Source organism: Mycolicibacterium palauense (assembly GCF_002592005.1).
In the GTDB taxonomy this organism is placed as follows: domain Bacteria; phylum Actinomycetota; class Actinomycetes; order Mycobacteriales; family Mycobacteriaceae; genus Mycobacterium; species Mycobacterium palauense.
The window spans coordinates 1-13,692 of record NZ_NVQF01000118.1; the positions used below are offsets into that span (position 1 = coordinate 1).

The following is a 13,692-nucleotide window of genomic DNA, read 5'->3' on the forward strand; positions in this document are numbered from 1 at the left end:
CATCTGGCCGGGTCCCATCATTCCGGGTCCCATCTGGCCGGGCCCCATGGGGTACGGGGGCATGATGGGGCCCGGCCAGATGGGACCCGGAATGATGGGACCCGGCCAGATGGGACCCGGGATGATGGGACCCGGCCAGATGGGACCCGGGATGATGGGACCCGGCCAGACCAGTACGACACCGACGCCCACCACTACGCAGCGACCGTGAACGACAGAACGTCGGGGGCCACGCGACGTGAGACCGGTCGTCGACGCGGGTTGGCGAGGGTGAAGGGCCAGCGGCGTTGGTAGCGGACGGACGTTGGGAACGGGCACGACTGAGTCGGCGTGGATTCGTCGCGGCCAGTATCGCTGGTGGGGTGGGGTTGGGGTTGGCGGCGTGCGGTCGCTCGACGCCGCCTGTGTCACCCGCACCGGCCTCCGGCCCACCGTCCTCCGGTGCATCCGGGGTATCCGCGGAGGCGATCGCCGCCGCCGAGGCGGCGCGACCTCATACGGGGCGCACCGTCTCCGCGTCGATGACCCCACAGTCGGTCACCGTGGATCTTGGTGGCCCCGTCGTCCGGACGGACGCCTACGGCGAAACCATCCCGGGTCGGGTGATCCGGGCGAACGTCGGTGACGAGCTGGCGGTCAGCGTCACCAACCGGCTGGATCGTCCCACCTCGATGCACTGGCACGGGATCGCCCTGCGCAACGACATGGACGGGGCGGAACCGGCCACGCCGAACATCGCTGCCGGCGAGGACTTCACGTACCGATTCTCGGTCCCCGACCCGGGGACGTATTGGGCTCACCCCCACACCCGGCTCGATACCGACTACGGCATGTATGCGCCGATCATCGTCGACGACCCGGACGAACCGGCGGACTATGACCACGAGTGGATCGTGGTGCTCGACGACTGGACCGATGGTGTGGGCAAGTCGCCGCGAGCCATCTACGACGACCTACGATCCCGGGGAATGGGCGGGATGGCAATGGGCGGCGGCGGAAGCTCACTGCTCGGCGGGGACGCCGGGGACGTCACTTACCCCTACTACCTGATCAACGGCCGCATCCCGGCGGCGCCGACGACGTTTCGCGCCAAACCGGGCCAGCGGATCCGGATGCGAATCATCAACGCCGCCTCCGACACCGCGTTCCGTGTGGCGCTGGCCGGGCACGCGTTGACCGTCACGCACACCGATGGATATCCGATCAAGCCCGCCGAGGTCGATGCGTTGCTGATCGGCATGAGCGAACGCTACGACGTCATCGTCACCGCCGGAGACGGAGTCTTCCCCCTGGTGGCCGCTGCCGAGGGCAAGAATGCGCTGGCGCGCGCCATCCTCGCCACGGCCGGCGGCGCGGCACCCGACCCCGACTTCCTGCCCGGCGAGCTGAGCGGGCGCGTCGGCACCGTCGACATGTTCACCTCCACACCCGAGGCGGGGCTGGGGATCACCGGTGCCGACGTCGACCTCTCGGCCGTCCTGACCGGCGGGATGATGGGCTACACCTGGGGAATCAACGGCCGAACCTATGACCGGAGGCAACCGCTGAGAATCACTCAGGGGCAGCGCGCCACCCTCACGTTCACCAACAGGACCATGATGTGGCATCCCATGCACCTGCACGGTCACACCTTCCAGATGCTCGATTCCACTGGTGGGCTGGGCGCACGCAAGGACACCACCATCGTGCTCCCGATGCGCACCGTCACCGTGGCGCTGGTCGCCGACAACCCCGGCATCTGGTTGTTGCACTGCCACAACACGTATCACATGGATGCCGGCATGATGACCACCCTGGACTACACCACCTGACCTCGGGTCAGCGGCCGGCATCCTCCAGCGGGCTTGGCCGCGGCACAGCCTGCAATCGGGACCCGAACCTGAGAGGGCGCTGGGAAAACACCTCACAGATCTGTGAGAAGCGGCGCTGAGCCTGAGAAACGTCACGGACCGGTTCACCTGGACGAACGCTGTGTCTAGCGTTCGGTGCCATGGGAACGATGGGCCGCGTGGCTGCCGCCGTCACGCTGCTGGCGCTGGTGGCTGCGACCGGCTGCACCGCCGCGCCCAGTCGTCGCGCAGAAGCCCATCAGCTCGCGGCCGCGCTCAAACGTCAACCCGGTGTGTGGGACGTCAAGATCACCTACGAAAACCGCGTCTCCCTTCGAAACGGAGAAATTGCGTTCCTGGCGGTTGACGTCGCGATGCCCTACGCGACCGATGCGCAGGTGATGACGGTGGCGTACACCCTGAACCAGGCCGTGGACAAGGACTTCGCCGAGTTCTATCACCCCATGACCATCTCCATCGGGTACCAGACCTCGTTGAATGCGATGCGGTTCTACCCCGACCTGACCACCTGGTGCCTGCGTGTGGCACGGCAGCTGATCCGGGCGAACCTCAAGGCCCGGAGCATCAAGATCGGCCAATCCCTGGCGGTGCTCGACGTCGACATCTTCCGACCCGAGGACTCCGATCGTGCGGTCCGTGTCGCCGCCAGGGTCATCGGCGCCAGGACGGCCACGCTGGTCGTGGACCCGTTCGGCCTCGCCCCCGTGCCTGATGACCGGATCGGTGAGGTTTCCTGGAGAATCCAGACCCCACTGACCCAGACGCAGCTCGACAGGATCCTCGCCGAGATCAGGGCCGAGCCCAACCCCATCGCCGCCGAGGTCCGCGACGGCCGGCTGACGCGTCTGCAGACGCGCAAGCCGCGCTGACAGTGTCGCCACGGAACGGTCTCCACGGACCGGTCTCCACGGAACGCGCCGCACGGTCGTCGCGGAGTGACCAGGGGTAGCTATCGGTGCCCGCTTCCGTGCTGGGCGGCACGGTGGCGGTGTTCGGCCTCTTCGAGTTCGGCCTCGGAGACGACATCGGTGTCGGGCGCCAGGGGGTCGACGGGATCGTTGATCGTGAGCGCACCGGTTTTCTCGTGCACCTCACAGGTGTCGATCGGGATGGTGCGCACCGCAACCAATCCCGCCAGGGTCGCCGACACGGGTTGTCGCGGGTGTTCCCGGGTCAGCTTGTCGGCCAGGTGCGCCGCGACGTGGTCGGGTGCCGAGATCCGCAGCAGCTTCGGGGTGGTGGCCAGGTCGTAGCGGAAGGCGCGGACCATCGCCACGCAGGCAGCGACCATGACCAGCGAGAACGGCAGCGCAGTGATGATCTGTTGTTGCCGCCGACCGGAAACGGACGGGGTCGGTATGCACGTTCTCACTTTTCGCGACCCAAAACATGCAAATATCCAAACTTCGACTATTATCGTATGAGTGATTCCCGTACCTGAGACAGAACGCCCGCATGAATGCGTCGCTCGGCAGCTGCGCTCGGCCATCCTGGACGGGATCTATCTCCCGGGGGACAAGCTGCCGGTGGAGCGTGACCTGAGCGAGCAGTTCAGGGTCAGCCGCTCCGCGGTCCGGCAGGCCCTGCTCATCCTCGATCAGCAGGGGCTGGTGCGCGTCAAGCCGGGAGTCGGCGGCGGACCGTTCGTGGCGCGCGAACCGCTGCCCGCGGCGATCAACGCCTTCGAGAACCTCCTGACCGTCGACGGCTCCTCACTCGATGAGTTCCTCGACGCCAAGATGATCCTCGAACCGGTGATCGCGGCGCACGCCGCCAAGAAGATCTCGCGTGCCGACCTGGATTGCCTTGGTGAGAACCTGCGGCGCACGCGCGAAGCCGACGAGCAGGGGGAGGATCTGACGGAGCTCTCGATGGAGTTCCACGAGATCCTCTTCCGCGCGATCGGGAATCGGTTCATCGACGTCGTGCTGGAGATCCTCAATCGCAGCCGGTACCGGCTACCGAACGGGTCCATAGAACTCGCCGACGTGGGATGTGTGTTGGAAGACCACCAACAGATCCTGGATGCGCTTCGTCGCGGTTCGGCCACCAAGGTCGGTCGGCTGATGTCCGAGCACCTGACCCATGTGTGGGCCCACCAGATGGAGGAGCGCCCCGGCAAGCAGAAGCTGCGCGCCCCAGCCTGACCCGAGAGTCAGACTTCCGGGAGCCTTTGCCTATCGCCTGGACCGCTGTGCGAGCCTGACAAGTGACCCGGCGGCAGCGTGCGCTCACCGCTGCCGGGCGGGGCTCCAGCTGCGCATCGCCGCCTCATGCTGCTCGGGGCTCAGCGGCCCCACCGGCAACGGGGTCGGGTGCGTCTGCGCGCGCATGCCGTCGAGGACCAGGGTCACGTAGCGGCGCCACAGGTCGGGGCGGATGTCGCCGGCGAACTCGGTGACGGCCCCGGCGATGATGGAGACCAGTGGCAGGTCGGTGTCACAGATGTCCGCGCGCAGATGACCGTCCGCCCTGGCCTTCTCGACGACCTTGGCCACCACCGGATCCAGTCGCAGGCGCGCGGCCTCGACTCGGTCGCCGCCGTGGGTGCGGCTGAGCACCGCCTCGCGCAGCCCCTGGTCCCGTGCGGTCAACTGGCACATCTCGTCGATGAAGAAGACCAGGCCCTGCCAGGAGTCTGGCTTGCTCAGTGCGGCGTCGCCGAGTGCGGTGATCTCATCGATCCCGTCCTCGAAAATGGCGTCGACCAGCTCCTCCTTGGTGGGAAAACGCCGGTACACGGTGCCGACGCCGACGCCGGCGTGGTGGGCCACCTCGTTGTGGGTGGCCTCGAGACCGCGGGCGGCGAACAGTTCGCGCGCCGCCTCGACGATGCGCTGCCGGTTCTGCTGGGCGTCCCTGCGTAGCGGTCGCCGCGCGGCTCCGCGAGTGTCCACCGCCATATTCTAGGTCAGACCTTAAGTGGATTGACGCTATCCACTTATTTGGCTAGGTTGACTCTGCAACGCCCGTCTCGGCCCCCACCGTCGGTGGCCCGCTCGTGAAAGGACCGCTCAGGTTGGGCTGCAATCGCACAGGCAGTGGCCGCGGCCCGAGGCCGTTCGCGCCGCCCGCCCGGAGGGATGCGTCGTGAAAGTGCTGAGACGCCTGTGGGTTCCGCTGCTCATCGTCGTGGTCGTCGCGATCGCGGGGGTCACCGTACACCGGATCCGCGGGTACTTCGGGTCGGGCGGCATCCTGACGACCCCCGTGAATTTCGCCGACGACCCCGAATCGTTCGACCCGAAGGTCGTCACCTACGAGGTGTTCGGCAACGGGACCTACGCCAACATCAACTACATGGATCTGGGCGGTCAGCCCCAACGCCTGGACGGCGCGGCCCTGCCCTGGTCGCTGACCTTGGAGACGACCGACCCCTCCGTGTTCCCGAACATCGTGGCCCAGGGCGACAGCGACCACCTCACCTGCCGCATCACCATCGACGGCGAGGTCAAGGACGAGAGGACCTACACCGGCGTGACCGCTCAGACCTTCTGCCTGGTGAAATCCGCATGACCACGCCCTCCGGCCCGCCAAGGACGCACACGCCCCCGGCCGCCCCGCACGACGCGCGCGGACGACTCTCGTTGTGGATCCGCAGGCTCTCCGTGCCCATCATCCTGGGCTGGGTGGTCATCATCGCCGTGCTCAACGTGATCGTTCCCCAGCTCGAGGTCGTCGGGGAAATGCGATCGGTCTCGATGAATCCCGACGATGCGCCGTCGATGATCTCGATGAAACACATCGGCACGGTGTTCGACGAGTTCAACTCCAACAGCTCGGCGATGATCGTCCTGGAGGGCGAGCACCCACTCGGCGACGAGGCGCGCCGCTACTACGGCGAGATCGTCGACAAGCTCGAGGCCGACCCCGAACACATCGAGCACGTTCAGGACTTCTGGGGCGACCCGCTGACGGCCGCCGGTGCCCAGAGCCCGGACGGCAAGGCCGCCTATGTGCAGGTGTACATGGCGGGCAACCAGGGCGAGGCCCTGGCCAACGAGTCGATCGCCGCGGTACAGGACATCGTCGCCAGCGTCCCGGCGCCGGCGGGGGTGACCGCCTACGTGACCGGCCCGGCGGCGCTGGCGGCCGATCAGCAGATCGCCGGTGACCGAAGCCTGCAGCTGATCGAGGCGGTCACGTTCACGATCATCATCGTGATGCTGCTGCTGGTCTTCCGCTCGATCGTCACCACGCTGCTGGTCCTGGTGATGGTGGTGGGCTCGTTGTTCGCGGCGCGCGGGGTGGTGGCGTTCCTGGGATTCCACGAGATCATCGGACTCTCGGTGTTCGCGACCAACCTGCTGGTCACCCTCGGCATTGCGGCCGCCACGGACTACGCCATCTTCCTGATCGGCCGCTACCAGGAGGCCCGGGGCCTCGGGCAGGACCGGGAGTCCGCCTATTACACGATGTTCCACGGCACCGCCCACGTGGTGCTGGGTTCTGGTCTGACCATCGCCGGCGCCACTTTCTGTCTGCAGTTCACGCGGCTGCCCTACTTCCAGACCCTCGCGGTGCCGCTGGCCATCGGCATGGTGGTGATCGTTCTCGCCGCCCTGACCCTGGGCGCGGCGATGGTCGTGGTGGCCAGCCGCTTCGGCCTGCTGGAACCCAAAAGGCAGCTGCGGGTGCGGGGATGGCGCAAGGTCGGCGCGGCGGTCGTCCGTTGGCCGGGGCCCATCCTGGTTGCGACGATGGCGCTCGCGCTGGTCGGCCTGCTGACGTTGCCGGGCTACGAGACCAACTACAACGACCGCAACTACCTGCCGAAGGACATCCCGGCGGCCGAGGGGTACGCCGCCGCGGAACGGCACTTCGACCCGGCCCGGTTGAATCCGGAACTGGTGATGGTCGAAAGCGATCAGGATCTGCGCAACCCGGCCGACTTCCTGGTCATCGAGAAGATCGCGAAGGCGATCTTCGGCGTCGAGGGCGTCGCGCGGGTACAGACGATCACCCGGCCGCAGGGGACGCCGATCGAGAACACGTCGATCCCGTACATGATGAGCCAGCAGGGTGTTTCGAGCCAGATGAACGAGAAGTACCAGGAGGATCTGCTGGCCAACACGCTCAAGCAGGCGCAGGACATGGAGGGGCAGATCGCGGACATGGAGAAGATGTCCGCGGTGACCAAGGAGATGGCCGAGATCACCCAGGAGATGGTGTCCAACATGGACAACATGGTGGGCAGCATCGAGGACCTGCGCGACGGGATCGCCAACTTCGATGACTTCTTCCGGCCGATCCGCAACTATTTCTATTGGGAACCACACTGTTTCAACATCCCGGCCTGCTGGGCGCTGCGGTCTGTCTTCGACACCCTCGACGGTATCGACACTATGACGGCCGACTTCAAGGAACTCGTGCCGATCATGCATCGACTTGCGGCGCTGATGCCCCAGATGGTCGAGCTGATGCCGTCGATGATCGAGACACTGAAGACCCAGCGGGCCATGCTGCTGACCCAGTACGCCACCCAGAAAGCCCAGCAGGACAGGCAGTCCGAGATGCAGGACAACCAAACGGCCATGGGGGAGGCGTTCAACGAGGCGCGCAACGACGACTCGTTCTACCTGCCCCCGGAGGCGTTCAGCAACGCGGAGTTCAAGCGCGGAATGGACATGTTCCTGTCGCCGAATGGCCACGCCGTGCGTTTCATGGTCAGTCACCAGGGTGATCCGATGACGCCCGAGGGCATCTCGCGCATCGAACCGATCCAGAAGGCCGTCGCGGAGGCGATCAAGGGGACACCGCTGGAGGGGTCGCGGATCTACATGGCCGGCACCGCCTCGATGTTCAAGGACATGTCCGACGGCAACCGCTACGACCTGATGATCGCCGCGATCGCCGCGCTGAGCCTGATCTTCATCATCATGGTCATCATCACGCGCGCCGTCGTCGCCGCGGTGGTCATCGTCGGCACCGTGGCCGTCTCGCTGGGCAGCGCCTTCGGGCTGTCCATCCTGATCTGGCAGCACCTGCTGGGCATCGAACTGCACTGGATGGTGCTGGCGATGTCGGTGATCATCCTGTTGGCCGTGGGCGCCGACTACAACCTGCTGGTGGTGTCGAGGCTCAAGGAGGAGATCCACGCCGGTGTGAAAACCGGGATCATCCGCACGATGGGCGGCAGCGGTTCGGTCGTGACCGCCGCGGGTCTGGTGTTCGCCTTCACCATGATGGGGATGGCGGTCAGTGAGCTGACGGTGCTCAGCCAGGTCGGCACCACCATCGGGCTGGGGCTGTTGTTCGACACGCTGGTGGTGCGCGCCTTCATGATGCCGTCGATCGCCGCCCTGCTGGGCAGATGGTTCTGGTGGCCGCAGCCGGTGCGCACCCGCCCGGTGCCGAAGCCGTGGCCGAACCCCGGCAGGCTTACCTCGGTCTGACTCGCGGCAGTGCGCCGGTCCGCCGGCCGGGCCGCGGGGAGGTGATGCCCACCGACCCGGGCATGCCGACCGCGCGGCGTCAGCGGGCGTGGCCGGAACGGTCCCGATCGAAGTGCAACCTACCCCGGAACTGGAGCAGGAGCGCGACGGTCGCGGTCCAGCCGGTTTGGTGGCTCGCCCCCAAACCCCGACCGGTGTCCCCGTCGAAGTACTCGTAGAAGGGGACCAGGTCGCGCCAGTGCGGGTCGTTCTGGAAGTAGTCGTTGTCCCCGAACACGGCGCGCCGGCCGGAATCGTCGCGAACCAGTAGACCGGACAGCTGGCGGGCGAGTCGATCGGCCACCACATCCAGGGGTACCTGTTCGCCCGAGCCGGTCGGATCCTGAACCCGGTAGGCATCACCGAGGTGGCGGGAGTAGGAGTCGAGCGCCTGGACCACGAGGAAGTTCGTGGGCAGCCATATCGGGCCGCGCCAGTTGGAATTCCCGCCGAACATCCGGCTGCGCGACTCGGCGGGCTGGTAGTCGACGATGAAGTCGGCCCCGTTGACGCGGTACCGGTACGGGTTGTCGCGGTGGTATCTGGACAGCGAGCGAATCCCATACGGCGAGAAGAACTGCTCGGGGTCCAGCAGGCGTCGCAGGATCGCGGTCAGCCGGTCCCGGTGCACGACGGCGACCATGAAGTGCGAAGCGTCGCCGTCGTCCATCGCCAGCCGCACGTCGTCGTCGGTGTGCTCGTAGATGCGGGCCAGATCCTGCAGGCGGTCGCGCACCGTCGCCATCACCTCGGTGGCACCGGCCGGAATGGTGACGGCAGCGAACAGCGGCACGACCGCCTGGATGGAGAACACCTCGAGTGAGGTGCTGCTGCCGTCGGGCAGCTCGATGACATCGTGGTAGAACTCCGTGTCGGCGTTCCAGAAGCTGACCTGATAGGTGCCCTTCTCCAGAACGTTTGCGACGAGCCAGGCATCCCACACCCAGCGGCTGAACATGTAGGCATAGCTCGGGTCCTGGTGGGACAGCTCGATCGCCATCTCCAACAAATGGATAACCAGCGCCGCCATCCACGCGGTGCCGTCGACCTGGGCCAGCCGGCCCCCGGTCGGCAGTGGCTCGTCACGGTCGAACACCCCGATGTTGTCCATGCCGAGGAATCCGCCGCCGAACACCCCCCGGTTGCTGTCGTCTTTCTGGTTGAGCCACCACATGGCGTTGAGCGTGGAGGACCGGTAGGCGTTGGCCAGGAAATCCTGGTCTCCGACCCCGGTGCGGAGCCGGTCGAGCTGGTAGACGTGCCAGGCCGCCCAGGCGTGCAGCGGCGGGTTGGTGTCACCGAATTTCCATTCGTAGGCCGGGAGCTGGCCGTGCGGATGCTGGGCGGTGGACTGTTGCAGCACCTGGATCTGCGCCTTGGCGAACTCGGGGTCGATGAGTGCCATCGTGACGCAGTGAAAGGCCAGATCCCACGCGGCGAACCAGGGGTACTCCCATGCATCGGGCATCATGACGACCTCGCTGACGGCGAAATGCTGCCAACCGTTGTTGCGGCCGTTCCAGCGCTCCGACGGGGGAGCCGGTTGTCCCGGATCACCCTTCAGCCAGCGCCGTACCGAATAGCTGTAATACTGCTTGCACCACAACAACCCGGCCAGCGCCTGACGCTGAACCAGGCGCTCGTCGTCCGTGAGATCCTCCGCGGCGATGTCAGCGTAGAACTCGTCCGCCTCGGCCTTGCGTGCCGTCAGTACCCTCTCGGCGTGCTCGGACAGCCGATCGTCCGGCTCGGAAGTGGCGAAACGTACCGTGACAACCAAGGTCTCGCCCGGCTGCAACATCGCCGTCGTATCGGCGGCAACCTTGCTGCCGGTCTCCGTGTTCACGGCGCCGGGCACGCCGTCGACGACGTGGTCGCCGATACCGTCCTTGGTGGTGGGTGATGCGTTGGCCGATCCGAACAGCAGACGGTTGTTGGTCTCGTTCTCGCAGAACAGCATTGACGGGACATCCCAACCCGGGGCCGTGACGGAAATCCACCGGTGCCCGAGCTTCGGATGCCAGGTCCGCGCTGTACCGTCACCACAGGCGGTGATGCGAGGCCGCTCCTGGCGCGGATCCCACGACCAGGTGTTGCGGTACCACAGCTGAGGAAGCACATGGATCTCGGCGGCGTCCGGGCCGCGGTTGGTCGCCGTGATCCTGCAATAGACGTCCTCCGGTCCGTCCTTGGCGTAGGTCACACAGATGTCGAAATAGCGTTGGGAGAGCCACTGTTCGCGCAGCGCATCGAAGAGTTCGTATTCGTCGTCTTCGGGGCCACGCTGCTGGTTTGTGTGCAGAAGATCGTCGTAGGGGAACGCGGCCTGCGGGTACTTGTACACCATCGACGCGTAGGCGTGAGTCGGCAGGTTGTCGGTGTAGAACCAGTAGTCCTTGGCGTCCTCACCGTGGTTGCCCTGCTCGTTGGCCACCCCATAGGGGCGCTCCTTGAGGATCTTGTCGCGGCCGTTCCACAGCGCGACGCCCAGACAGATGGTCTGCTCGTCATCACACCAGCCGGCCAGTCCGTCCTCGCTCCACCGGTAGGCCCGACTGCGGGCATCCTCGAACGGGAAGTACGACCACGCGTCGCCGTCGGCGCTGTAGTCCTCCCGGACGGTTCCCCAGGCCCGTTCACTCAGGTAGGTGCCCCACCGACGCCACGGCGACCGCGGGTTCTCGGCCTCGTCGAGGCGGTGTCGTTCGGCCGTGCTCACCGTGGTGGCGGCAGCCAGGGCTCACGCCAGCTCGGGTAGCCGGCGACAAGTGCGTCCACTCTCTCCGGTCCCCAGGAACCCGGGTGGTACGTGTGCACCGGGGGAGGGTTCTCCAGCAGCGGTTGCACGATCCGCCAGGTCTGCTCGACACCGTCCTCTCTGATGAACTGACTGGAGTCGCCGTGCATGGCATCCGAGAGCAGGCGCTCATATGGTTCGGGAGCCTCGGCCAGCTCGTCGGCGAACACCAGCGAGAGGTTGACCGTGCGCGCGGCGTTGGCGCCGGGCTCCTTGGCCTGCACCACCAGATCGACGCCGGCGGCGGGATCGATCCGGAAGATCAGCTCGTTGGGTGCGCTCGCCCGCGGCAGGAACGGCAGCGTCGGCGGTCTTTTGAAGATCACCCGGATCTCGGTGGCCCGCACGGGAAGCGACTTGCCCGCCCGGATGAAGAACGGCACACCCGACCAGCGCCAATTGTCGATGTGCAGCCTCATGGCCGCGAAGGTCTCGGTCTGCGAATCGGGGGCGACGCCCCTGACGTCCCGATAGCCGTCGTACTGGCCGCGTAGGTAGTGCCGTGGATCGGCGGGGCGAATCGCCTTGAACAACTCGACCCGCTTGTCCCGGAATCCGTCGGCGCCGCCGCTGGCGGGCTCGGACGCAATCAACCCGACGAGTTGCAGCAGGTGATTCTGCACCACATCGCGCAAGGCCCCGACCGGATCATAGAAATGACCGCGATCCTCCACACCGAAGTTCTCGGCCATCGTGATCTGGACGGCCTCGATCCGGTCGCGGTTCCACAGCGGCTCGAAGATCGAGTTGGAAAACCGGATGTAGCGGACGTCCATCGCCGGTTCCTTCCCCAGGAAGTGGTCGATCCGGTAGATCTGCCACTCCTGCAGGTGGGTGCTCAGCTGCTCGTTGAGCGCCCGCGCGGAACGAAGGTCGTGTCCGAACGGCTTTTCCACGACAACACGGGCATTCCCGGTCAGCCCGGCACGGGCCAGGCCGTCCACCACCCGCCCGAACAGAAACGGCGGGATCTCCAGATAGAAAACCGGATTGAGGCATCCGGCGATGGCCAATGCCACCTTGTCGTAGGTGGTGACGTCGGCGAAGTCGCCGGACACCATCGACAGCCGTTTCGCCAACCGGGCGAACACCGCGTCGTCGACCGGCTCACCGGTGGCCTCGACAGCGGCCCGGGCGTGCGCGCGAAGCGTGTCTGCCGACCAATCATCCAGTGCCACACCGACAACGGGGCAGTGCAGCAGCCCCCGTCGTTCCATCCGGTAGAGGGCGCGGAACGTCATCTTCCTGGCCAGGTCCCCGGTGATACCGAAAATGACCAGGACGTCGGCGGACGTGGGCGTCCGTGGGTCCACGGCGGCTACTGCTTCTTCTCGGCGTGGCCGCCGAACTCGCTGCGCATCGCCGACAGTATCCGGTCCGTGAACTCCCCGAGCTGGCGGGATTGGAAGCGCTCGTAGAGCGCGGTGGTGATCACCGGCGCGGGCACCCCTTCGTCCACCGAAGCCAGTACCGTCCAGCGTCCTTCGCCGGAATCGGACACGCGGCCGGAGAACTGATCGAGTTCGGGTGACCGAGCGAATGCGTCTGCGGTCAGATCCACCAACCAGGAGCCCACCACCGATCCGCGGCGCCAGACCTCGGCCACCTCGCCGACGTTGATGTCGTATTGATAGGCCCACGGATCCCGCAGTGGTGTGGTCTCGGCGTCGACCACCCGGTCGACCTTCCCGGCGTCGGCATGTTCGATGATGCTGAGGCCTTCGGCGATCGCCGCCATCATCCCGTACTCGACGCCGTTGTGGACCATCTTCACGAAGTGCCCGGCGCCGTTGGGGCCGCAGTGCAGGTAGCCTTCCGGCGCCGTGCCGGGAGCATCTGGTGCTCGGCCGGGGGTCGGCTCGGCCGTGCCCGCGCCCGGCGCGATGGTCTTGAAGATGGGGTCCAGGCGTGCCACCACGTCGGCTTCCCCGCCGATCATCAGGCAGTAGCCCCGTTCCAGGCCCCAAACCCCGCCGCTGGTACCGCAATCCACGTAGTGCAGTCCGTGTTCTGCGAGCCTGTGCGCCCGGGTGATGTCGTCGCGGTAGTAGGAGTTGCCCCCGTCGATGACGACGTCGCCGCGCTCGAGCAGCGGGACGAGGGCATCGAGAGTGGAATCGACGATCGCCGCGGGCAGCATCAACCAGATGGCGCGGGGGGTGTCGAGCTTGCCGACGAACTCGGCAAGGGACGCGGCACCGGTTGCGCCCTCGGTTTCCAACTGTTCGACCGCCGCGGGATTGACGTCATAGACGACGCATCGGTGCCCGTCAGCCATGAGCCGACGGACCAGGTTGGCACCCATCCGCCCCAACCCCACCATTCCGAGCTGCATCGATGTCGCCGTCACTGGTCACTCCTCGGGTCGTATTCGGTTGGCGAGAGTGTCCGCAACACTATTCGGAGTTCAGGCGCGGGCGGGCACCTTCGGCCTTCCTGGTGTGTCGACCGGCCGCGGGCTGCGACAGGGTGATCGCTGCGGCTAGATGGGCATTCGATACCCGTAGAACTCGTGGTCCTCGTTGTAGCCGCCGTGGCCCTTGCCGATGCCGTCGAAACTGTCCACGAACTCGATCGACTCGATCCACTTGACCTGTTTGAAGCCCAGTTC

Annotated in this window: 11 protein-coding genes; 6 read left to right on the plus strand and 5 right to left on the minus strand. The window is 66.4% G+C overall.

Translation table 11 applies throughout. From position 1 onward, the window contains the following. The 3 genes from CSR00_RS31065 to CSR00_RS27380 all read left to right on the plus strand — a co-directional run. The coding region (locus tag CSR00_RS31065) for a hypothetical protein (RefSeq protein ID WP_218014550.1) at window positions 1-211 on the plus strand (211 nt) is incomplete at its 5' end. Window positions 212-521: 310 nt separating this feature from the next. Next, entirely contained in the window at window positions 522-1,811 is a 1,290-nt protein-coding gene (locus tag CSR00_RS27375) for a multicopper oxidase family protein (RefSeq protein ID WP_281259764.1), read from the plus strand. A gap of 197 nt (window positions 1,812-2,008) precedes the next feature. After that, window positions 2,009-2,719 carry a hypothetical protein gene (locus CSR00_RS27380; RefSeq protein ID WP_141564501.1) on the plus strand — a complete coding sequence of 237 codons (711 nt, stop codon included), beginning with the start codon at window positions 2,009-2,011 and terminating at the stop codon, window positions 2,717-2,719. 80 nt (window positions 2,720-2,799) lie between these two features. Here the strand turns inward: CSR00_RS27380 and CSR00_RS27385 are convergent, their stop codons facing one another. Next, complete coding sequence (locus CSR00_RS27385) at window positions 2,800-3,141, minus strand: hypothetical protein (protein ID WP_099025538.1); 342 nt, start codon at window positions 3,139-3,141, stop codon at window positions 2,800-2,802. Between the two features lie 133 nt (window positions 3,142-3,274). Between CSR00_RS27385 and CSR00_RS27390 the strand changes: the two genes are divergently transcribed. After that, window positions 3,275-3,997, plus strand: a complete 723-nt coding sequence (locus CSR00_RS27390; protein WP_099025539.1) for a FadR/GntR family transcriptional regulator — start codon at window positions 3,275-3,277, stop codon at window positions 3,995-3,997. 84 nt (window positions 3,998-4,081) lie between these two features. On the opposite strand, the gene CSR00_RS27395 is transcribed toward CSR00_RS27390, so the two are convergent. Next, the gene (locus CSR00_RS27395; RefSeq protein ID WP_099025540.1) at window positions 4,082-4,753 is read right to left on the minus strand and encodes a TetR/AcrR family transcriptional regulator; all 672 of its coding nucleotides are present in this window, start codon (window positions 4,751-4,753) and stop codon (window positions 4,082-4,084) included. A gap of 187 nt (window positions 4,754-4,940) precedes the next feature. Here CSR00_RS27395 and CSR00_RS27400 point away from each other — a divergent pair, with 187 nt between their 5' ends. Together CSR00_RS27400 and CSR00_RS27405 are read left to right on the plus strand one after the other, a co-directional pair. Continuing rightward, the gene (locus CSR00_RS27400; protein WP_218014551.1) at window positions 4,941-5,366 is read left to right on the plus strand and encodes an MmpS family transport accessory protein; all 426 of its coding nucleotides are present in this window, start codon (window positions 4,941-4,943) and stop codon (window positions 5,364-5,366) included. Continuing rightward, window positions 5,363-8,245 carry an MMPL/RND family transporter gene (locus tag CSR00_RS27405; protein WP_099025542.1) on the plus strand — a complete coding sequence of 961 codons (2,883 nt, stop codon included), beginning with the start codon at window positions 5,363-5,365 and terminating at the stop codon, window positions 8,243-8,245. The genes CSR00_RS27400 and CSR00_RS27405 overlap by 4 nt, the downstream gene beginning before the upstream one ends. A gap of 79 nt (window positions 8,246-8,324) precedes the next feature. Here CSR00_RS27405 and CSR00_RS27410 read toward each other — a convergent pair whose 3' ends face one another. From CSR00_RS27410 to gnd, 3 genes are read right to left on the minus strand one after another with little or no spacing between them, the layout of a single operon-like run. Continuing rightward, entirely contained in the window at window positions 8,325-11,003 is a 2,679-nt protein-coding gene (locus tag CSR00_RS27410) for an MGH1-like glycoside hydrolase domain-containing protein (protein WP_099025543.1), read from the minus strand. Further along, entirely contained in the window at window positions 11,000-12,394 is a 1,395-nt protein-coding gene (gene zwf / locus CSR00_RS27415) for a glucose-6-phosphate dehydrogenase (RefSeq protein WP_099025544.1), read from the minus strand. Before zwf ends, CSR00_RS27410 begins: the two co-directional genes overlap by 4 nt. 5 nt (window positions 12,395-12,399) lie before the next feature. Further along, the gene (gnd, locus tag CSR00_RS27420; protein WP_099025545.1) at window positions 12,400-13,416 is read right to left on the minus strand and encodes a phosphogluconate dehydrogenase (NAD(+)-dependent, decarboxylating); all 1,017 of its coding nucleotides are present in this window, start codon (window positions 13,414-13,416) and stop codon (window positions 12,400-12,402) included. Window positions 13,417-13,692 lie beyond the last annotated feature (276 nt).

What these genes read in the sequence shown, in the direction of transcription:
- CSR00_RS27385 (WP_099025538.1), bottom strand. Translation starts at nt 3,141, where the DNA reads ATGGTCGCTGCCTGCGTGGCGATGGTCCGCGCCTTCCGCTACGACCTG.
- gnd (WP_099025545.1), bottom strand. Translation starts at nt 13,416, where the DNA reads ATGCAGCTCGGAATGGTGGGGTTGGGGCGGATGGGTGCCAACCTGGTC.
- CSR00_RS27375 (WP_281259764.1), top strand. Translation starts at nt 522, where the DNA reads ATGACCCCACAGTCGGTCACCGTGGATCTTGGTGGCCCCGTCGTCCGG.
- CSR00_RS27395 (WP_099025540.1), bottom strand. Translation starts at nt 4,753, where the DNA reads ATGGCGGTGGACACTCGCGGAGCCGCGCGGCGACCGCTACGCAGGGAC.
- CSR00_RS27405 (WP_099025542.1), top strand. Translation starts at nt 5,363, where the DNA reads ATGACCACGCCCTCCGGCCCGCCAAGGACGCACACGCCCCCGGCCGCC.